At 62.0% G+C, this 19143-nt stretch carries 17 protein-coding genes; 8 read left to right on the top strand and 9 right to left on the bottom strand.

What is annotated here, in order from left to right; genetic code table 11:
- Positions 1 to 8: 8 nt before the first annotated feature.
- The 6 genes from ACP15O_RS04965 (at position 9) to ACP15O_RS04940 (ending at position 6562) form a co-directional block, all read left to right on the top strand.
- Positions 9 to 887 carry an RNA polymerase factor sigma-32 gene (locus tag ACP15O_RS04965; RefSeq protein ID WP_425094938.1) on the top strand — a complete coding sequence of 293 codons (879 nt, stop codon included), beginning with the start codon at positions 9 to 11 and terminating at the stop codon, positions 885 to 887.
- A complete protein-coding gene (locus ACP15O_RS04960) occupies positions 884 to 1678 on the top strand; it encodes a ChaN family lipoprotein (protein WP_425094937.1) in 795 nt (264 codons plus the stop codon). Before ACP15O_RS04965 ends, ACP15O_RS04960 begins: the two co-directional genes overlap by 4 nt.
- A gap of 71 nt (positions 1679 to 1749) precedes the next feature.
- A complete protein-coding gene (coaBC, locus tag ACP15O_RS04955) occupies positions 1750 to 2943 on the top strand; it encodes a bifunctional phosphopantothenoylcysteine decarboxylase/phosphopantothenate--cysteine ligase CoaBC (protein ID WP_425094936.1) in 1194 nt (397 codons plus the stop codon).
- Positions 2944 to 2976: 33 nt separating this feature from the next.
- Positions 2977 to 3441 (top strand): dUTP diphosphatase, encoded by a 465-nt coding sequence (gene dut, locus ACP15O_RS04950; RefSeq protein WP_425094935.1) that lies wholly within the window; start codon positions 2977 to 2979, stop codon positions 3439 to 3441.
- Entirely contained in the window at positions 3441 to 4493 is a 1053-nt protein-coding gene (locus ACP15O_RS04945; RefSeq protein WP_425094934.1) for a HesA/MoeB/ThiF family protein, read from the top strand. The genes dut and ACP15O_RS04945 overlap by 1 nt, the downstream gene beginning before the upstream one ends.
- A gap of 56 nt (positions 4494 to 4549) precedes the next feature.
- Positions 4550 to 6562, top strand: coding sequence for a M3 family metallopeptidase (locus ACP15O_RS04940; protein WP_425094933.1), 2013 nt, complete (start codon positions 4550 to 4552; stop codon positions 6560 to 6562).
- A gap of 94 nt (positions 6563 to 6656) precedes the next feature.
- On the opposite strand, the gene ACP15O_RS04935 is transcribed toward ACP15O_RS04940, so the two are convergent.
- The 4 genes from ACP15O_RS04935 to ACP15O_RS04920 all read right to left on the bottom strand — a co-directional run bounded on the left by ACP15O_RS04935 (position 6657) and on the right by ACP15O_RS04920 (position 12099).
- Entirely contained in the window at positions 6657 to 8153 is a 1497-nt protein-coding gene (locus tag ACP15O_RS04935; RefSeq protein WP_425094932.1) for a phosphomannomutase/phosphoglucomutase, read from the bottom strand.
- Between the two features lie 136 nt (positions 8154 to 8289).
- Positions 8290 to 10023 carry a KpsE/RkpR family capsule polysaccharide export protein gene (locus tag ACP15O_RS04930; RefSeq protein ID WP_425094931.1) on the bottom strand — a complete coding sequence of 578 codons (1734 nt, stop codon included), beginning with the start codon at positions 10021 to 10023 and terminating at the stop codon, positions 8290 to 8292.
- The gene (locus tag ACP15O_RS04925) at positions 10001 to 10660 is read right to left on the bottom strand and encodes an ABC transporter ATP-binding protein (protein ID WP_425094930.1); all 660 of its coding nucleotides are present in this window, start codon (positions 10658 to 10660) and stop codon (positions 10001 to 10003) included. Before ACP15O_RS04925 ends, ACP15O_RS04930 begins: the two co-directional genes overlap by 23 nt.
- Before the next feature lie 191 nt (positions 10661 to 10851).
- Positions 10852 to 12099 carry a Na+/H+ antiporter NhaA gene (locus ACP15O_RS04920; protein ID WP_425094929.1) on the bottom strand — a complete coding sequence of 416 codons (1248 nt, stop codon included), beginning with the start codon at positions 12097 to 12099 and terminating at the stop codon, positions 10852 to 10854.
- 177 nt (positions 12100 to 12276) lie between these two features.
- On the opposite strand from ACP15O_RS04920, the gene ACP15O_RS04915 reads away from it, so the two are divergent.
- Both ACP15O_RS04915 and ACP15O_RS04910 read left to right on the top strand, forming a co-directional pair.
- The gene (locus ACP15O_RS04915) at positions 12277 to 12864 is read left to right on the top strand and encodes a uracil-DNA glycosylase family protein (RefSeq protein WP_425094928.1); all 588 of its coding nucleotides are present in this window, start codon (positions 12277 to 12279) and stop codon (positions 12862 to 12864) included.
- The gene (locus tag ACP15O_RS04910) at positions 12857 to 13648 is read left to right on the top strand and encodes an SseB family protein (protein ID WP_425094927.1); all 792 of its coding nucleotides are present in this window, start codon (positions 12857 to 12859) and stop codon (positions 13646 to 13648) included. The genes ACP15O_RS04915 and ACP15O_RS04910 overlap by 8 nt, the downstream gene beginning before the upstream one ends.
- Positions 13649 to 13670: 22 nt before the next feature.
- Here ACP15O_RS04910 and ACP15O_RS04905 read toward each other — a convergent pair whose 3' ends face one another.
- From ACP15O_RS04905 to mreC, 5 genes are read right to left on the bottom strand one after another with little or no spacing between them, the layout of a single operon-like run.
- Positions 13671 to 14600: a 2-hydroxyacid dehydrogenase gene (locus tag ACP15O_RS04905; protein WP_425094926.1), complete on the bottom strand. Its 930-nt coding sequence runs from the start codon at positions 14598 to 14600 to the stop codon at positions 13671 to 13673.
- Positions 14601 to 14604: 4 nt separating this feature from the next.
- On the bottom strand, positions 14605 to 15744 hold the full coding sequence (rodA, locus tag ACP15O_RS04900; protein WP_425094925.1) for a rod shape-determining protein RodA: 1140 nt from the start codon (positions 15742 to 15744) through the stop codon (positions 14605 to 14607).
- Positions 15741 to 17684, bottom strand: a complete 1944-nt coding sequence (mrdA, locus tag ACP15O_RS04895; protein ID WP_425094924.1) for a penicillin-binding protein 2 — start codon at positions 17682 to 17684, stop codon at positions 15741 to 15743. Before mrdA ends, rodA begins: the two co-directional genes overlap by 4 nt.
- Complete coding sequence (locus ACP15O_RS04890) at positions 17681 to 18220, bottom strand: rod shape-determining protein MreD (RefSeq protein ID WP_425094923.1); 540 nt, start codon at positions 18218 to 18220, stop codon at positions 17681 to 17683. The genes mrdA and ACP15O_RS04890 overlap by 4 nt, the downstream gene beginning before the upstream one ends.
- On the bottom strand, positions 18213 to 19130 hold the full coding sequence (gene mreC / locus ACP15O_RS04885) for a rod shape-determining protein MreC (protein ID WP_425094922.1): 918 nt from the start codon (positions 19128 to 19130) through the stop codon (positions 18213 to 18215). The genes ACP15O_RS04890 and mreC overlap by 8 nt, the downstream gene beginning before the upstream one ends.
- Positions 19131 to 19143: the final 13 nt, after the last annotated feature.

The following is a 19143-nucleotide window of genomic DNA, read 5'->3' as shown; positions in this document are numbered from 1 at the left end:
TGGTTACCATGGCACTTGATCTACCAAATGAAATGTCCCTGTCCCGCGTTGCCATGAAGGCAGAGCTGCTGGACGCGGAAACCGAACTGAAGCTTGCCTATGCCTGGCGGGACGAACGAGACGAGGCCGCGCTGCATCGTCTGATCACGGCCTACATGCGTTTGGCCATCTCGATGGCATCGAAATACAAACGCTACGGCGCCTCCCGCAATGACCTGATCCAAGAGGCGGGCCTGGGCCTGATGAAGGCCGCAGACAAGTTTGACCCGGATCGCGGCGTGCGGTTTTCCACCTATGCTGTCTGGTGGATCAAGGCTAGCATCCAGGACTATGTGATGCGCAACTGGTCGATGGTGCGGACGGGCTCTACCTCGTCGCAGAAATCTCTGTTCTTCAACCTGCGCCGCGTGCAGGCCCGGCTGGAGCGCGAAGCCCAGGCCAGTGGCGAAGAGCTGGACCGGCACCAGTTGCGGCAGAAGGTGTCCTCGGAAATCGGGGTGCCGCTGCGCGATGTCGAGATGATGGAGGGCCGCCTGTCGGGCTCGGATTTCTCGCTGAATGCGACGCAATCCACCGAGGACGAGGGCCGCGAATGGATCGACACGCTGGAAGATGACGGAGCGCAATCCTCGGAAATTGTCGAAGCGGAACACGATCGCGAGGCCCTGCGTGAATGGTTGATCGAGGCGATCTCGGCGTTGAACGAGCGCGAACAGTTCATCATCCGCGAACGCAAATTGCGCGAACCGGGGCGGACGCTGGAATCGCTGGGCAAAGAACTGAACCTGTCCAAGGAACGCGTGCGCCAGCTAGAGGCCGCAGCCTTTGCCAAAATGCGCAAACAGCTTGAAGAGAAATCCCAAGAGGTGCATGACCTGCTGTCATGAAACATCTACTACTGATCGCCGCGCTGTTGGGGGCGGGGCCTTTGTGCGCGCAGGATGGGCCCGTTCCGGAGGCGGCTCTGCAGGCGCAAATCGTGCTGCTGGGCGAGATCCACGATAACCCGCACCACCATGCGCGGCAAGCGGCCTATGTGGCGCGGCTGTCCCCGCGTGCCGTCGTGTTTGAAATGCTGACCTCTGCGCAGGCCGGGCTGATCACCGATGAGAATCGCCATGATCGTCAGGGGCTGGCCGAGGCGTTGAACTGGGCGCAGTCCGGCTGGCCGGATTTTGCCATGTATCACCCGATTATCGCGGCCTCGGGGGGGGCGATCTATGGCGGGGCGGTTCCGCGTGACGCCGCGCGCAGTGCGATGAAAGAGGGGATCGCCAGTTGGTTCGGCCCCGACGCGCCGCGTTTCGGGCTGGCCGATCCGCTGCCCGCAGACCAGCAGCAGACCCGCGAAACCTTGCAGATGGAGGCGCATTGTAACGCTCTGCCCGACAGTCTGCTGCCCGCAATGGTGGGGCTGCAACGCCTGCGCGATGCCAATCTGGCGCGCGCAACGCTGCGTGCGCTGCGGGAAACGGGCGGGCCGGTTGCCGTCATTCTGGGCAATGGCCACGCGCGCAAGGATTGGGGCGTCCCCGCCTTTCTGCGCCATGTGTCCCCGCAGACGCCGGTCTTTGTGATTGGCCAGACCGAAGAAGACACCCACCCCGATCCCAATTACGACCTGACCCTGTCTTCGCAGACAGTTCCGCGCGAAGATCCCTGCAAAGCATTCCGTTAGCGCCCTTTCGTGCTCTTGTCAGCCCAGCCGCTGCGCCCTAGTGTCTGCCGGGTCTATCCAAGGGGGCAGAAATGCTGGCAAACAAGCGGATTTTGTTGATCATCGGGGGCGGAATCGCAGCCTATAAAACGCCCGAGCTGATCCGGCGCCTGCGTGAGCGCGGGGCGGCCGTGACGCCCGTTCTGACCCGCGCGGCCAAACAGTTCGTGACCCCGCTCAGCCTGTCTGCCGTGGCCGGAGAGAAAGTCCATGACGATCTGTTCGATCTGACGGATGAGGCTGAAATGGGTCATATCCAGCTGTCTCGTAGTGCCGATCTGATCGTGGTCGCGCCTGCCACGGCCGATCTGATGGCCAAAATGGCGGGGGGGCACGCGGATGACATGGGCTCGACCCTGCTGATGGCGACGGATACGCCTGTGATGATTGCTCCGGCGATGAATGTGCGTATGTGGAAGCACCCCGCGACCCAGCGCAATCTGGCGCTTTTGCAGGCTGATGGTATCGGCCTGATCGGCCCGGATAAGGGGGATATGGCCTGCGGCGAATATGGCCCCGGACGCATGTCCGAGCCGCTGGAAATTGTTGCCGCCGCCGAGGCCGCCCTGTCGGATGGGCCGTTGAAGGGCAAACGGGTTATCGTGACCTCGGGGCCGACGCAGGAGCCGATTGACCCGGTGCGGTATATCTCGAACCGTTCGTCGGGGGCGCAGGGCACGGCGATTGCCCGCGCGCTGGCTGCCATGGGCGCCGAGGTGGTGTTCGTGACCGGCCCCGCCGATGTGCCTGCGCCAGAGGGCGTGCAGGTGGTGCGGATCGAGACCGCCCGGCAGATGCTGGAGGCCGTTCAGGCGGCCTTGCCTGCGGATGTGGCCATCTTTGCTGCCGCTGTGGCCGATTGGCGGGTGGTGGACGCGGCCAACTCGAAAATGAAAAAGCAAAATGGGGAAATCCCAACGCTGAGCTTTGCTGAAAACCCCGATATTCTGGCGACGATCAGCCAGATGACGCAGGGCAGGCCCGGTCTGGTTGTGGGATTCGCCGCCGAGACCGATGACGTGATCGAAAACGCGACCGCCAAGCGGGCGCGCAAGGGCTGCGACTGGATTGTGGCCAACGATGTCGCGCCCGGCACCGGCACTTTTGGCGGGGCGCAGAACACGGTGCATATTATCAGCGAAACAGGCGTTGAGGATTGGCCGAGAATGGCCAAAGAGGCGGTGGCACAACGGCTGGCGGCGCGGATTGCCGATGCCTTGGATTGAGTATTTGCAGAGCAAAGAAGGGGATGGGCCCAAATGGTAACCGTTGCACTGACCTGGACGGACGAGGCAGACAGGACGCTGGCGCTGCCCAGTTATGAGAGCGCGGGGGCGGCGGGGGCCGATTTGCGGGCGAATTTCGGTTTGGATTTGCGGGATGTGGGCGTGTTTCTGGCACCGGGGGCGCGGGCATTGATTCCGACGGGGCTGCGGCTTGAGATTCCGGGGGGGTATGAGGTGCAGTTGCGGCCTCGGTCTGGGTTGGCGCTGAAGCATGGGATTACGCTGCCCAATAGTCCCGGTACGATTGACAGCGATTATCGGGGGCCTTTGGGGGTGATTGTGATGAATGCTGGAGAGGCCGCGTTTCAGGTGCAGCACGGGGACCGGATTGCGCAGATGATTGTGGCCCCCGTGGTGCAGGCGCGCTTTGAGATGGTGGGGGATTTGTCGCGGACGGTGCGCGGCGCGGGCGGGTTTGGCTCGACCGGGCGCGGCTGATGGCGCTGGTTCTGACACTGGCCGCGGTCCTTTGGGGGATCGGTGTGGTGATGGGGGCGCCTATACGGGTGCGCATGGTCATGCTGGCGGTGCTATGGGCGGCTGTTGTTGCCTTGCATCTGGTGTTTCCGGACGGACATGCGCTGCGTCTGGCGACGGGGGGGCAGGCGGCACCCTGGCTGATTTTCGGCGGGGTGAGCGGGTTGGTTCTGCTGTACCGTGCGGGGCTTAGGTGGCTGCGGGGCCGGGCCGCCCGGATGGGGGGGGCTCAGTGCCGTCACCCCAAAGAGCGAGGCGCGTTTTCCGAGACGGAATTGAACCGTTATGCCCGTCATATCGTGCTGCGTGAGATCGGCGGAAAGGGGCAGAAACGCCTGAAAAACGCCAAGGTTCTGGTGATCGGAGCGGGAGGGCTGGGCTCGCCCGTGTTGCTGTATCTGGCGGCGGCCGGGGTGGGGGTGATCGGGGTGATTGACGATGATGAGGTCGATAATTCCAATCTGCAACGGCAGGTGATTCACCCCGATGCGGCGATCGGAATGCCTAAGGTGTTCTCGGCGCAGAAGGCGATGGAGGCGCAAAATCCCTTTGTTCAGGTGCGGCCTTATCATCGTCGTCTGACGGCGGAATTGGCGCGCGATCTGTTTGCCGAATATGACCTGATCCTTGACGGGACGGATAATTTTGCGACCCGATATTTGGCGAATGAGGCCGCGGTGCACGCAGGTAAGCCCTTGATATCCGGTGCTTTGTCGCAATGGGAGGGACAGCTGAGCGTGTTCGATCCGGCGCAGGCTGGCCCCTGCTATCAATGCGTTTTTCCTCAGGCACCAGCGCCCGGACTGGCACCTTCTTGTGCCGAGGCGGGCGTGATCGGGCCCTTGCCGGGGGTCATCGGGACCATGATGGCGGTCGAAGCCGTGAAGCTGATCACCGGCGCGGGGGCGCTTTTGCGCGGAGAGATGCTGATCTATGATGCGCTGTGGGGCGAAACCCGTAAAATTACCCTTAAAAAACGCACCGATTGCCCGGTTTGTGGCGAAACGGGTTAGGCGATATGGACGCGTGGCCCGCGCATGATTACCTGTGATCCCAAAGGAGACCGTGTATGACCAACCCGCTTTTGTCCGCCTGGGAAACCCCGTTTGAAATTGCCCCGTTCAATGCCATCGGGGACGCGGATTTTGCCCCGGCTTTTGCTCAGGCTTTGGAAACCCATCAGGCCGAGATTGCCGCCATTGCGGAGACTCCCGAAGCGCCGACATTCGCCAACACAATCGAAGCAATGGAGGCCGCGGGCTCGGATCTGGATAAGGTTCTTTCGGTGTTTTTCACCGTCGCAGGGGCCGACAGCAACCCCGAGCGTGAGGAACTGCAAGTCGCTTTCTCGCCCAAACTGGCGGCGCATTTTGCGGCGATTTCGTCCAATAAGGCGTTGTTCGCGCGGATCGCGGATCTGTGGGCGCGTCATGAGGATTTGAACCTGACTGACGAGCAGCAGCGGGTGCTGATGCTGACGCATCGCGGCTTTGTTCGCGCAGGCGCGGCGCTGAACGGCGCCGAGGACACTCGCATGGCTCAGATCAAGGGCAAGCTGGCCAGTCTGGGCACGGCCTTTACGCAGAATCTGCTGGCGGATGAACGAGGCTGGTTCATGGAACTGACCGAGACCGATCTGGAGGGCCTGCCCGGTTTCGTTATCAATGCGATGCGGGCCGCTGGGCGGGAAAAGGGCACGGATGGGCCGGTGGTGACGTTGTCGCGCTCGATTATTACTCCGTTTTTGCAATTCTCGCCGCGCCGCGATCTGCGGCAGCGCGCCTATGCCGCCTTTGTGGCGCGCGGGGCCAATGGCGGTAAGACGGACAACCGCCAGATCGCCGCTGAAATCCTGTCGCTGCGCGAAGAACGCGCCGCGCTGCTGGGCTATGACAGTTTCGCCGATTACAAGCTGGAAACCGAAATGGCCAAGACGCCCGCGCGTGTCGAGGAATTGCTGCTGGCCGTGTGGGAACCGGCCAAGGCGCGCGCCGAAGCGGACGCCAAAGTGTTGCAAGAGATGATGCACGCCGATGGCATCAATGGCGATCTTGAGCCCTGGGACTGGCACTATTACGCTGCGCGCCGCCGCAAGGCCGAACACGACCTGGACGAGGCCGCGCTGAAGCCATACCTGCAATTGGACCGGATGATTGAGGCATCCTTTGCCTGCGCTAACAGGTTGTTTGGGCTAGAGTTTTCGCCTCTGGATGTGCCTTTGTACCACCCCGATTGCCGCGCATGGGAGGTGACCCGGAACGGCAAGCATGTGGCCGTATTCATCGGGGATTATTTTGCGCGCGGCTCGAAACGGTCGGGGGCGTGGTGTTCGGCCATGCGCGCGCAGGCGAAGTTTCCCAAGGTGCAGACGCCCGTGGTGATCAACGTGTGCAACTTTGCCAAAGGCGATCCGGCGCTGCTGTCCTATGACGACGCGCGCACGTTGTTCCATGAATTCGGTCATGCGCTGCACCAGATGCTGTCGGATGTGACCTATGAGAGTGTCTCGGGGACGTCGGTGGCGCGGGACTTTGTAGAGTTGCCCAGCCAGCTTTACGAACACTGGCTGGAAGTGCCCGAGGTTCTGGCCGAGTTCGCAACCCATGCAGACACAGGCGCGCCGATGCCCGCCGAAATGCTGGAGAAGGTGCTGGGCGCGGCGAATTTCGACCAGGGCTTCGCAACGGTGGAATATGTGGCCTCGGCGCTGGTGGATCTGGCGTTCCATCGCGGCGCGGCCCCGGCGGATGTGATGGCTAGGCAGGCGCAGGTGCTGGATGCGTTGGAAATGCCCAGGCAGATCGCCATGCGCCACGCGACGCCGCATTTCGCGCATGTGTTTGCGGGGGATGGGTATAGTTCGGGGTACTACAGTTACATGTGGTCCGAGGTCATGGATGCCGATGCTTTTGCAGCGTTTGAAGATGCGGGAGATGCGTTTGACACGGCGACCGCCCAGGCATTGGAGGCGCATATCCTGTCGCGGGGGGGATCGGTGGATGCAGAGGCGCTGTATACCGCGTTTCGGGGGCGGATGCCGGGGGTTGAGGCTTTGCTGACGGGGCGGGGGCTGGCTGTTTAGGGGGCGTTGCCCCCTCTGGCCTGCGGCCATTCACCCCCAGAGTATTTTCGAGAGCAAAGAAAGAGGCCCGGCGGGGAGTGCCGGGCCTTTGTTTTTAGATTTTCTGGTCGTATTCGCCGACGCCGGGTTCTGTCTGGATCACCGTGTCGAGTTCGGCGAAGATGGCGCGCATTTCGTCTTCGCTGGTGCTGCTTTCGCAGACCACCACCAGATTGGGGGTGTTCGAGGAGGCGCGGACCAGGCCCCAGGAGCCGTTTTCCAGGATCACGCGGGCGCCATTTACGGTGACGACCTCTTTGATGGGCTGGCCGGCGAAGGTTTCGCCTGCATCTGCCTTGGCCACCAGTTTTTGTACGATACGGTCAAGGATGTCGTATTTTTCCTCGTCCGCGGCATAGGGGGACATGGTTGGCGTGGACCAGGTTTTGGGCAGGGCTTTGCGCAGGTCGGACATGGACATGTCGGGGTTGCGATCCATCAGTTTGCAGATCTCAACAGCGACGCGCATCCCGTCATCGTAGCCGCGGCCAATCGGTTCGGCCAAGAAGTAGTGCCCGGATTTTTCAAAGCCCGCCAGAGCGCCAAGCGCGTGCACGCGGCGTTTCATATGGCTGTGGCCGGTTTTCCAGTAGTCGGCCTTGATATCGTGTTTTTGCAGTTCAGGATCCGAGGCAAACAGGCCGGTGGATTTCACATCCGCGACGAAGGTCGAGCCGGGGTAGAGCTTGGCCAGATCGCGGGCCATGATGACGCCGACCTTATCGGCGAAAATCTCTTCGCCCTCATCATCGACAACGCCGCAGCGGTCGCCGTCACCGTCGAAACCCAGGGCGAAATCGGCGCCCGATGCCTTTACGCTGTCGGCCATGTCATGCAGCATTTCCATGGCTTCTGGGTTCGGGTTGTAATTCGGGAAAGTGTAGTCCAGCGTGTTGTGGCTATCCACCATCTCGACGCCCAGGCGTTCGAACAGGGCGGGGCCAAAGGCGGCGGCGGTGCCGTTGCCGGTGGCGCAGACGACCTTGAGCTTGCGGGACATTTTGAAGTCGCCCACCAGGTCATCCATATAGGCATCCCAGACGCCATCGACGAATTCGTACTTGCCGCCGGGGGCCGGTTCGCCTTTGCCGTTCAGCACGATGTCTTTCAGTTCGGCCATTTCATCGGGGCCGTGGGTCAGCGGGCGCTGGAAGCCCATTTTCACGCCGGTCCAGCCGTTCGGGTTGTGGCTGGCGGTGACCATGGCCACGGCGGGCGCATCCAGGTGGAACTGGCTGAAATAGGCCATGGGCGTGATGCAGGGGCCGATGTCCTTGGCCTGAATGCCGGCCTGCATCAGGCCGATCACCAGCGCATTTTTTATCGCCAGCGAATAGTCGCGATAATCGTTGCCGACGGCGATCACGGGCTCCAGCCCATGTTTGCGCATCTGCGTGCCGATCCCCAGGCCCAGGGCGGTCATGCCGGGCAGGTTGATCTCATCGGGGAATTTCCAGCGCGCGTCATATTCGCGAAACCCTGTGGGCTTGATCATCGGAGATTTCAGGAATTCCCACGTATTCGGGGTGACGTCATAAATTGGTTTGGTCACTTTGATCTCACTTTTTGAAATCTGAAAATTTGTTGAACTGGAGTCCGGTATGCCCCCCATAAAGGGGAATTACAACATTCCTGCAATGCGGAACTGCGCGGTTTTTGGGCCTTTGGCGAAAAACCGAGCACTCCTGTCAGGTCGAGACTTGCTCGCGCAGGATTGACGCGGTCAGCGACACCATCAGATAGATCCCCGAGAAGATCAGAAACGCCAGCAGCGTGTTCTCGAACGCGCGCGGATAGGTCGGATCATCCGGCGCAACGGGGCGCACGCTGGTGGTCAGGTAACGGACCTGGCGGTTGGCCTCTTGCGCGGTCTGCTTTTCATTTTGCAGGGCGGATTGCAGGAACAGATCGGCGGTTGCCAGATCCGCCTGAGCGATCTGGATTTGCGCGGCTTTGGCCGCCAGAGAGGATTCGCCAGCGGAGGCCTGTGTCAGGCGCGCGCTTTGCTTGGCCAGTTCGTCCTTGAGCAGCCGGATTTCGGTTCGCAGCGCGTCAACACGGGGTTTCGAGGGGCGCGCATTGTTCAGCAGCGTCTGGAGTTGCAGCTCTTTTTCCTGCAATTGCAGTTCGACATTATTCATCAGGGCCCGAATGCTGGCGATCTCGCCTTCTGGATCCAGCAAAGTGCCCTCTTGCAGTTTCACAAGCCGGATCTGCGCCTCGCGTCGTTCGCGTTTGGCCTCGTCCAGGCTGGCGCGGGCCTCTTTCATCTGGTCCTCGCGCTTGCGCCGCGACAGGTCGTCCACCCGTTCCTCGGCATAGGAAATCAGATGTTCGGAAAACTCTGTGCTGACTGCGGGGTCGGCGGCGGCGACTTCCATGCGGATGACGCCTTCGGTTGGATCATAGCCGATTTTCACGTTGTTTTTGAAGATCGAGTAGGCCGCCTCATCCGAGGCACCGGGTTCAAGCCGCTGGATCGGGTCAATCCAGTCTTGTGAAAAATGCGCTTTGAAACCAATGTCTTGCTCTAGTCTCAGCATGGCGTCGCGCGATTGCAGATAGCTCTGGACGGCGATCGCGTCCTGGTTGGTGGCGAATTGTGTGCCGCTGAGCAGCCCGCCCAGGGCCGAGCCACCCACAGCGTCCGCCTCAAGGATCAGAAACTCGGATTTGGTGGCATACATGGGCGTCGCAACGCGAAAGAAATACCAGCCCATCAATAGGGTCGGCAGCAACACAAAGAACGCCAGGCGCGATAGCAGCAGCATGGATTTGCGCCGGCGTCGGCGGGCAATATCGCGCTGAATGTCACTGATTTCCTGCACGCGCCGTTCGGCGGGGCTCAGCTCGGTCGAGGGCAACTGCGGCTTTTCCACAGGCACGGTCTGCGGTAGCTGAATCTGTGGCTGCGCGACGGTGGCGGGCGATTGTTCTTGTGGCGCGACCAGCTCCAGCATGTTCGAGCGCTGGAACGGATCAATCCCCTTGGCGCGCAGCAGGCGCACGGCATCGAAATCCGAGGTCGGCGCCAGCCCGTGTTTCTGCGCCACCCGCCGCGCCATGCGCAATTGGCGCCCGGTCAGCCCTTCGCGGCGAATCCCGTCGATGGAATTTTCGGCCTTTGTTTGCTGGGGTGAAGCGATGTCTGTCGGGTTTTTCGCCGTTTCGGGGGCGGTTTCCAAGGCGGGCGGCTGCGCCGTTTCTTGCGCGCGCGCGGCGTTTGCTTCGTTCCGAACGGCACTTAGATGGCTGCGCACGCTGTTGCCTGCGGCGGGGGGCTCTTGCACGGGCTCTGGTGCGGGCTCAGCTGCCGGGAACGGCGTGGCCAGCGCTTCGGAGGCCGCACTGGGATGGCCGCCCATGGCGAGCGGCTGACTGCGGCGGACGCGGAATTTCTTAGCCTTGGGTTTCGTAGTCATACAGCCTTTTCGCCTCTTCCAAGGTGTCGAACATATGCAGCTTACCGTTCATCAGAACGCCGGCAGAACGCGCGAATTTTTCCAGCGTTTTGGGCTGGTGCGAGACAATGATCACCGTCGTCGTCCGCAGCCGTTCGCGCAGAATATCCCCGGCTTTCTTATTGAATTCGACATCTGTCGAACTGGGCATACCTTCGTCAATCAGATATATATCGAAATCCAGCGCCAGCATAAGGGCAAAGGAAAAACGCGCGCGCATTCCGGAACTGTAGGTGCCCAGAGGCTGGTCGAAATATTCGCCCAGACCGCACAGCCAGCGGCAGAACGCCTCGATATAATCGGGGTCCAGGCCGTAAAGGCGCGCGATATAGCGGCTGTTTTCCATGGCGGAATGCTTGCCGACGACGCCGCCCATGAACCCCAGCGGAAAGCTGACATTACAGGTGCGTCGGATGACGCCCTCGTCGGGTTTTTCCAGCCCGGCCATCATGTTGATTAGAGTCGTCTTGCCCGTGCCGTTGGGCGCCAGAATGCCCATCGACTCGCCGATTTCCACACGGAAAGACACACGCTCAAGGATGACCTTGCGCTGCGTTCCCGTCCAGAAGGACTTGCTGACATTTTCGAACTCCAGCATGACTGGCTCCGGTGCTGCTCTGCCGTTCTCAATACCGGGTGTGTCTTACGACGAGATTAACCTTATTCATGGCCGATGTTGGAACAGAGACACATATTACAATTTTTCTAGGCAAAATTAAGGCTCAGTAAAGCGGAAACCGGCCCCAATTCGAAGCCGGTTTCGCAAAAAGTTGAAGGTTTGTCAGGGAATCAGAGCTGTCGTTTCTGCACGCGGCACAGCATTCCCGCCAGGATCGAGACCCCGGCCGCACCAAAGCTGAACAGTGCGCCCATCTTGGCGGCGTCCTGAACCGGGCCACCCGGGAAGGCAACCGAGGCCACAAACAGCGACACGGTAAAGCCGATCGCGGCAACGCAGCCGATCACGAACAGGTCAATTGTGCGCATCCCCTCGGGCAGGCCAAAGCGCAGGATGTGCGCGCCGATGATCCCCATGATCAGAACGCCGATGGGCTTGCCGATCAGCAGACCGGCCAGCACCAGCCAGGTCGGCTCGGAAATGGCCGAGAATTCCACGCCCGCGTTCAGAAGGCCGAAGAAGAACAGCACAATCTCGACGGGGTGTTTCAGCGCGTGCTCGATATAGTTCAGAAGGTCGGTCAGGTATTGCTCGGCCTCGCTGAAGATCCCAAAGGCACGGTCGGCGTGGGGAATCGTGGGAACGATCGGCAGCAGGCCAAGGGCAGGGTGAATCCCCGCGCGCATAAAGCCATACCAGCTGATGCAGCCCGCAATCAGATAGGGCCAGAAGCTGATTTTCTGACGCACCCAGGTCGAATTCGGACGATCCTGGTTGCCGCGATCCAGATGCCGGGGCAGCCAGTTGAACAGCGCAAACACGGCCACAGCCGCCGCCAGAGAGACCAGCAGCCATTCCGGCGCCAGCTCGCCCGAGGGGTAGAAGATCGCCAGAATGATCAGGCCCGCCGCATCATCCGCGATGGCCAGCAGCAGCAGGAAACGCACGGCGGGGTGCCCTGCGCCGAACACCAGACGGCCCACCAGATAGGAAAAGGCAATGTCGGTGGCCGTGGGGATGGCCCAGCCGTTTTTCACCGCCTCATAGGTATCCGAGCCCAAAAACAGCGCCAGACCCAGATAAACCGCGATGGGGCCGAACATGCCGCCGGCCGTCGCGATCAGCGGCGTGGCCGCCTTTTTCCCGCGCAGCGAGCCGTTTTTCAGGATCACGGCCTCCCAGACTTCTTTGGCGGCGATGGCAAAGAAAAACGCCATCAGCACATCGTTCACCAGATAATGCAGCGTCAGCGTGCGGTGCCCATCATGCAGATGCCCGATGGGGGCGTGATCCCAGATGGGGAACTCGACGAAATGGTGATAGCTTTCGGGGTTTGTGTTTGCCCAGACCAGTGCGATCAGCGCACCAAAGATCAAAAGCAGCGAGTAGTTCGTGATAAAGTTCCAAACGCGATACATTCGGGGGCCCTGTCGTCTTCGTTATTCGGATCGAGGCGAGACCTAGGATATTTGGCCCATGTCAGCAACCGAAAGCCGGAAAATGTGGACGGAAAATACCGATTTCCGCGTAATTGTGACTGAATTCCCTGGCGCGGCGGGGTTACAGAGCGGCGGCAGGTCTCTATACCGCTGTGCATGTCCGATCTGACCGAGGAAATTCAGCGCTGCCGCCTGTGCCGGGATCGTTTCGCCGCGACCCACACACGGCACGCGCCGAATCCGGTGGTGTGGTTCCGCCCCCAGGCGCGGGTGCTGATTGCGGGGCAGGCTCCGGGGTTGCGGGTGCATGAAACCGGGATGCCGTTCAACGATGCCTCGGGGGATCGGCTGCGCGATTGGCTGGGTCTGGACAAGGACGCCTTCTATGACAAATCCCGCGTGGGCTTTGTGCCGATGGCGTTTTGTTTCCCCGGCTATGACGCGCGCAAGGCCGATCTGCCGCCGCCGAAACTGTGTGGGCAGACATGGCACGGCAGAATTCTGGACAGTTTCACCAACATCCGGCTGACCGTTCTGATCGGAGCCCATGCTCAGCAGTTTCATCTGGGCGGGCGGGTTTCCGTGACCGAGCGGGTTAAATCCTGGCGCGACCACGCGCCGGGCGTTTTCCCCTTGCCTCATCCGTCCTGGCGCAATACCGCTTGGCTGCGCCGCAATCCGTGGTTTGAAACCGATCTGCTGCCCCAGCTGCGCACACAAATTCAAAGGGTTATGAATGACTGAGCAAACGCCCCTGGACATCGCCCATGCCGCCATGGCCGAAAATGACGCCGATGATGCGGCGCGCCTGAGGTTTTACGAACGTCTGGCCGATAGCGAATTATTCCTGCTGCTGACCGAGGAACCAACGGATGAGAATGTCTCGCCCGAGGTGTTCGAGCTGGACGGTCAGAGCTTTGTTTTGGTGTTCGACCGCGAAGAGCGTCTGGCGGAATTCGTTGGCAAAACCGCGGCCTATGCGGCGCTGTCGGGGCGGATCATTGCGGGGCTTTTGGCGCAGCAGAACATGGGGCTGGGCCTGAACCTTGAGGTCGCGCCGTCCTCGATCCTGATCCCGCCCGATGCGATCCAATGGCTGAACGAGACGCTGGGCAATGCCCCCGATGAGGCCGAGGCCAAAATCCAAGAGGTCACGCCGCCGGTCGGGATGCCCGAATCCCTGCTCAGCGGGCTGGATGCGAAACTGGCCACGGCCACCGGGCTGGCCCATAGCGCCTATCTGGTCGGGGTTCTGTACGAAACCGGCGTGCGCACGCATCTGCTGGCCTTTGTCGATGCGGTTCCCGGCGCCGAGGGCGCGCTGGCCAAGGCCGTCTCTGAGGCGCTGACATTCTCGGGGATTGAGGCCGGCGCGCTGGATGTGGGATTTTTCCGGGCGTCCGAGGAAATGGCCGGCACCTTGGCCAAGTGGGGCCTGCATTTTGAACTGCCCCAGCCCGAAGAAGCCGCCGAGCTACAGCGCCCGGCCCCCGGTTCCGACCCCGACAAACCGCCGATTTTGCACTAAGCTCTGGACGGTCTTTGCGGGCCTAATAGCCCAGCGAACGGTCCACCAGATACAGCAGCGGCAGGCCGCTTTCGCCGCGCCGGATGTTTTCTGCGATCACCTCGGATGCGGTTTCCGGCCGCGTTTCCGAGGCAATATGCGGGGTCACCGTCACCTGCGGATGCGCCCAATAGGGGTGATCGGCGGGCAGGGGCTCGGTTCGGAAGACATCCAGCGTGGCATGGCCCACCTGACCGTCGGCCAGCGCCTTTAGCAGGGCCTCGTCGTCGATCAGTGGCCCGCGTCCGGGGTTCAGAATGGCCGCGCCGCGCCCCAGCAGCGCCAGAGTCTCGCCGTTCAGGATATTCTGCGTCGCGGGCGTGTTGGGCAGCAGCAGAACCACGATTTCGGCCCCGCTCAGGGCCTGAGTCAGCCCGTCAGCGCCATGCAGGCAGCGCAGGCCGGGGATCGCTTTGGCCGAGCGGCTCCAGCCGGTGACGTCAAACCCCAGCCCGGCCAGCGCCGTGGTCGCAGCCGCGCCCAGCTCGCCCAGGCCCAGCACCGTCACCTTACGATCCCGCGACAGGGGCGGCACCTTGGGCAGCCAGTCGCCGGACTGACGCGCCAGGAAATAATCAATGTCCAGATGATGGCGCAGCACATGCCCCAGCACCCATTCCGTCATGCCCTGTTTCAGCCCGAAATCCACCATCCGCGCCAAAGGCTGGGTGAGCGTCTGATTTCCCACGATCGCCTCGACCCCGGCCCACAGGTTCAGCACGGCCTTGCAGCGGGTGTAGGGCGTGAAATCCTGCAAGGGCGAATTGGGCGCGTAGATGATATAGTCCACCTCGGCGGGGGGGATGTCCGTGCGCAGCTGCGTCTTTAGCCCGAATTTGGCAAAGGCCGTGCGCAGGGGCTGTTCATAAAGCGGCCAGCGTGACGGATGCGCGGCAAAAACTACGTTGATCATGGGCTTACCTGGGTCTGTGAATATGAGCGCTTTGTACCAGTCCAAAGGCGGCCAGCAGCACCAGCATCGCCGAGCCGCCATAGCTGACCAGCGGCAGCGGCACACCCACCACCGGCGCCAGCCCCATCACCATGGACATGTTCACCGCAAAGAACAAAAAGAAGGTCGTCGCAATCCCCAGCGTCAGAAGCGAGGAAAACCGATCCTTATTCGCCATCGCCGCAGCAACGCAGAAAATGATGATCAGCGCATAGAGCATCAGCAGGGAAAACCCGCCCAGAAATCCGAATTCCTCGGCCAGGGTGGTAAAGATGAAATCCGTGTGCTTTTCCGGCAGGAAATTCAGGCGCGACTGGGTGCCCTGCATAAAGCCTCGGCCCGCCCAGCCGCCCGACCCCAGCGCGATTTTCGACTGGGTGATATGATACCCCGCGCCCAGAGGATCGCTGGAGGGATCCAGAAACGTATCAATCCGGCGGTACTGGTAATCCTTCAGCAATTGCCAGCCGGTGCCGCGCGATTGGAACACGGCCGTGATCAGGCCGATGCCTGCGGCAATCACCGCCGCGAAATAGCCCCAGTGCACCCCGGCAAAGAACATCATCGCTCCGCCCGCGATGACCAGCAGCAAAGAGGTGCCCAGATCCGGCTGGCTGAGCACCAGCGCCGTCGGGATCAGGATCAGCGCCACTGGGATCGCCACCCACACCGGATGCGAGACCTTCTTGACCGGCAGCCAGTCGTAATAGGCGGCCAGCAGCATGACCATGGTGATTTTTGTCAGCTCTGAGGGCTGCAACCGCATGAATCCCAGATCAATCCAGCGCTGTGCGCCCATGCCCACGGTGCCGAAAAATTCGACCGCCAGCAGCAAAACCAACGAGCCCAGATACCCCACGCCCGCAATATTCCGCCAGAACCAGATCGGAATCATGCCGACGACCACCATGACGGCCATACCCAGGGCGAAACGCTTCATCTGAGGCTCGGCCCAGGGCTGGAAGGATCCCCCGGCCACCGAATACAGCATCAAAAACCCCATACTGGCGACCGAGGTCAGCAGCAGCGCCAGCGGCCAGTTCAGAAACAGAAGCTTGCGTATGCCAGTGGGGACGGATTTGACGGAATATTCAAGATAGCTCATGTGCGCGCCTTCCCGGTGGCGCCGAAATCCGGGCGTTCGCGGCGCAGGCGGTCTTGTAGCGCTCTGATCCGGTCCCGATCCGCAACCGGGTAGGCCTCAAGCGGGGGATCGCCATCGTAAAGCGCCTGCAAGGTGATGTCGCGCGCAATCGGCGCCGCGGCCTTCGAGCCGCCCCCGCCATGTTCCACCACCACGGCCACCGCATAGCGCGGATTGTCGAAGGGGGCGAAATTCACGAACAAGGCATGGTCGCGCCGTTCCCAGGGCAGATCCTCGTTTCGGGTCACGCCGCGCGCGCGTTCGGCGGCGGTGATGTTGCGCACCTGGCTGGTGCCGGTTTTGCCGGCCATGCGCAGATCCTCGGCGATGATCCGGCTGCGATAGGCCGTGCCCCGTCGGTTATTGGACACTTCGAACATTGCGCGGCGAATCTGGCGCAGGTGGTTTTCGTTCAGCCCCATATCCGCGCCCCGGCCCGAGGGCTGCTCTATCCCGTCCACCGATTTCAGCAGCCGCGGGGTGACGGAGCGGCCAGTGGCCAGGCGCGCGCTCATGACGGCCAGTTGCAGCGGCGAGGACAGCACATAGCCCTGCCCGATCGAGGCATTCACCGTGTCGCCGATCACCCAGTCCTGCCCGTAATTCGACAGTTTCCACTCCTTGGTGGGGGCGCGGCCACGGGCGACGGCAGACATCGGGATGTCATAGCGCTCGCCCAGCCCCAGACGGTGCGCCATGGCGCTGATCTTCTCGATTCCGACCCGCAGGGCGACGTCGTAATAGTAGACATCGCAGCTTTCGCGTAACGAGCTGCGCAGGTCCACATGCCCGTGCCCGGCGCGTTTCCAGCAGTGGAACCGGCGGTTGGCGACTTCGACATAGCCGGGGCACCAGACGGTTTCCTCGGGGGCGATAACGCCCTCCTCCAGCGCGGCCAGGGCCGTGACCATTTTGAACGTGGACCCCGGCGGATACAGCCCCTGCACCGATTTCGAGGCCAGCGGGCGGTATTTGTTCTCGGTCAGGTTTTTATAGTCGCTGACAGAGATTCCCCGCACAAACAGGTTTGGATCGAAACTGGGGGCCGAGCCAATGGCCAGAATATCTCCGTTTTCGCAATCCATGATCACGGCGGCGGCGCTTTCGTTGCCCAGCCGGGCCTGAACGTAGTTTTGCAGCCGGTGGTCAATCGTCATCTGCACGTTCGCGCCGGGCTGGCCCTCGATTCGGTCCAGCTCGCGCATGACGCGGCCGACGGCGTTTACCTCAACCCGTTTGGTGCCGGCCTTGCCGCGCAGGTTGTCCTCCATCTTGGCCTCAAGCCCGACCTTGCCGATCTGGAACCGGGGGATGCGCAGCAGCTGGTCCGGATCCTCGATTTTCGAGAGGTCATAATCGGACACGGGGCCCACATAGCCGATCACATTGGCATAATCGACACCCAGAGGATAATCGCGCGAAAGCCCCACCTCGGGGGTGACGCCGGGCAGGGCGGGGGCATTCACGGCAACGCGGCTGATGTCCTCCCAGCTGACCCGATCCGCGATGGTGACGGGCAAAAAGGGCGCGCTGCGTTTCATTTCCGTCAGGGCGCGGTTCAGGTCTTCGTCATCCAGCTCGACCAGTTGCGACAGGCGCGCGATCACCGCATCCACATCGCCGGCATCCTCGCGCACCATGGTCAGCCGGTACGAGGGCTCGTTCTTGGCCAGAGCCATCCCGTGACGGTCGAAAATCTCGCCTCGGGCGGGGGGAATCAGGCGCACGTTGATGCGGTTTTCTTCGGCCAGCAGGCGGAACTGATCGGCCTGTTCGACCTGCATATACCGCATCCGTGCGGCCAGCATCGCGGCAAAGCCCAGTTGCAGCCCGCCCACAACCAGCCCGCGCCGCGAAATGATCCGTGTGCTTTCGGCACTGTCTTTGGAGGGACGTTTCATGCTTTGCCTCCGATCACATCGGCGTCACCGGGCTGCAATTTCTGCACGCCAAAGGCATAGGCCGTAAGCGCCGCCACCAACGGGTAGGTCAGCACCGTCATGGCCGTCTGTATCAAGGTCAGCCCCATCGGTGCCTGCGGGATCAGCAGCACCGCCAGGATCAGCCGATTGCCCAGCATCACAAACAGCGCCGCCAGCGAGACCACCAGCCACTCTACCGCAAAGGTCTGGTCGCGCAGCCCCGGAGCGCGCCGTTTCAGCGCCTGGGTTGTCAGAACGATCAGCACCGCCAGCAGGCCGGGCGGGCGCTGAAGCAGCAGGTCGGTCATCAGCATCAGCCCGGCCACCAGTAGGGCGGGCACATAATCGGGACGGCGCACAGCCCAGGCAAAGGTAAAGGCAATCATCAGGTCCGGCCCGGTGAACCGGCGCGGCAGGGTTTCCAGCGGCAGCAGCTGGAAAAAGATGACCATCAGCCCCAGCGCCACATATCCGGCGCGCATCAGCCAAAGCCGGGCAGGGGTGTTTTCAGTCATTGATTGCCTCCAGCGCGTCCTGGGGCAGGTCCGGCTCCGTGGTCTCTCCCTCTGCCGGCGCGATCAGCGCACCATGATCGGTGATGGCCTGAGTGCCGGGGTTGCGCAGCACGCGCAGGTATTCCAGGCGCTCGTAATCGGCGGCCAGACGCACGCGCAGACGGCCTCCGGGGTCTTGGGCAACCTGGCCGATCAGCAGTCCGGCGGGAAACACCCCGCCATCCCCCGAGGACACAACGCGATCCCCCGGCCGCACTTTTTCAGGGCTTTCCAGAAAGGATACCAGCGGCGCGGCGGTATTGTCGCCCATCACAATCGCCGTCTGCCCCGAGCGCGGGATAATCGCCGGAATGCGCGAGGACGTGTCGGTCAGCAGAATGACCCGCGCCGTATTGCGCCCCACGCCCGAAATCCGCCCCACCAGGCCGATCCCGTCCATCGTGGCCCAGCCATCGACGATCCCGTCGCGATGCCCCACATTCAGCAGCACCGATTGCCGGAACGGAGACCCGCTGTCCGCCATCACCACCCCGGTGACATAGGTCAGGCGCGGGTCCAGACGGACGTTGTTCAGGTCCAGCAGGCGAGCGTTTTCCTGCTCCAGTTGCAGGGCGGCCTCTTTCCAGGCCTTCATCTGCTGCAATTCGCGGCGCAATTCCTGGTTTTGTTCGACAATCCGGCGGTAGGACTGAAAATCGCGCACCAGATTCACCGCCCCCGTAACCGGCGCCATGGCCCAGTCGAAACTGGGCACCACGGTATCAATCACCTGCGCGCGGAACCGTTCCACGCGGGGGCTGTCAATCCGCCACAGAATGAAGATGCCGATCAGACACAGGATCACAACCCCTGTCAGCAGCCGCTTCAGAGGGGCAATGAAATCCTCGTCTTGTGTCTTGTCCTTGGCCAAGCGTCCCCCTTTC

Source organism: Youngimonas ophiurae (nom. illeg.) (assembly GCF_049803795.1).
Lineage (GTDB): Bacteria > Pseudomonadota > Alphaproteobacteria > Rhodobacterales > Rhodobacteraceae > Thalassobius.
This window is presented reverse-complemented; position numbering and strand designations above follow the sequence as displayed.

What these genes read in the sequence shown, in the direction of transcription:
- ACP15O_RS04965 (WP_425094938.1), top strand. Translation starts at nt 9, where the DNA reads ATGGCACTTGATCTACCAAATGAAATGTCCCTGTCCCGCGTTGCCATG.
- ACP15O_RS04960 (WP_425094937.1), top strand. Translation starts at nt 884, where the DNA reads ATGAAACATCTACTACTGATCGCCGCGCTGTTGGGGGCGGGGCCTTTG.
- coaBC (WP_425094936.1), top strand. Translation starts at nt 1,750, where the DNA reads ATGCTGGCAAACAAGCGGATTTTGTTGATCATCGGGGGCGGAATCGCA.
- dut (WP_425094935.1), top strand. Translation starts at nt 2,977, where the DNA reads ATGGTAACCGTTGCACTGACCTGGACGGACGAGGCAGACAGGACGCTG.
- ACP15O_RS04945 (WP_425094934.1), top strand. Translation starts at nt 3,441, where the DNA reads ATGGCGCTGGTTCTGACACTGGCCGCGGTCCTTTGGGGGATCGGTGTG.
- ACP15O_RS04940 (WP_425094933.1), top strand. Translation starts at nt 4,550, where the DNA reads ATGACCAACCCGCTTTTGTCCGCCTGGGAAACCCCGTTTGAAATTGCC.
- ACP15O_RS04930 (WP_425094931.1), bottom strand. Translation starts at nt 10,023, where the DNA reads ATGACTACGAAACCCAAGGCTAAGAAATTCCGCGTCCGCCGCAGTCAG.
- ACP15O_RS04925 (WP_425094930.1), bottom strand. Translation starts at nt 10,660, where the DNA reads ATGCTGGAGTTCGAAAATGTCAGCAAGTCCTTCTGGACGGGAACGCAG.
- ACP15O_RS04920 (WP_425094929.1), bottom strand. Translation starts at nt 12,099, where the DNA reads ATGTATCGCGTTTGGAACTTTATCACGAACTACTCGCTGCTTTTGATC.
- ACP15O_RS04915 (WP_425094928.1), top strand. Translation starts at nt 12,277, where the DNA reads ATGTCCGATCTGACCGAGGAAATTCAGCGCTGCCGCCTGTGCCGGGAT.
- ACP15O_RS04910 (WP_425094927.1), top strand. Translation starts at nt 12,857, where the DNA reads ATGACTGAGCAAACGCCCCTGGACATCGCCCATGCCGCCATGGCCGAA.
- ACP15O_RS04905 (WP_425094926.1), bottom strand. Translation starts at nt 14,600, where the DNA reads ATGATCAACGTAGTTTTTGCCGCGCATCCGTCACGCTGGCCGCTTTAT.
- rodA (WP_425094925.1), bottom strand. Translation starts at nt 15,744, where the DNA reads ATGAGCTATCTTGAATATTCCGTCAAATCCGTCCCCACTGGCATACGC.
- mrdA (WP_425094924.1), bottom strand. Translation starts at nt 17,684, where the DNA reads ATGAAACGTCCCTCCAAAGACAGTGCCGAAAGCACACGGATCATTTCG.
- ACP15O_RS04890 (WP_425094923.1), bottom strand. Translation starts at nt 18,220, where the DNA reads ATGACTGAAAACACCCCTGCCCGGCTTTGGCTGATGCGCGCCGGATAT.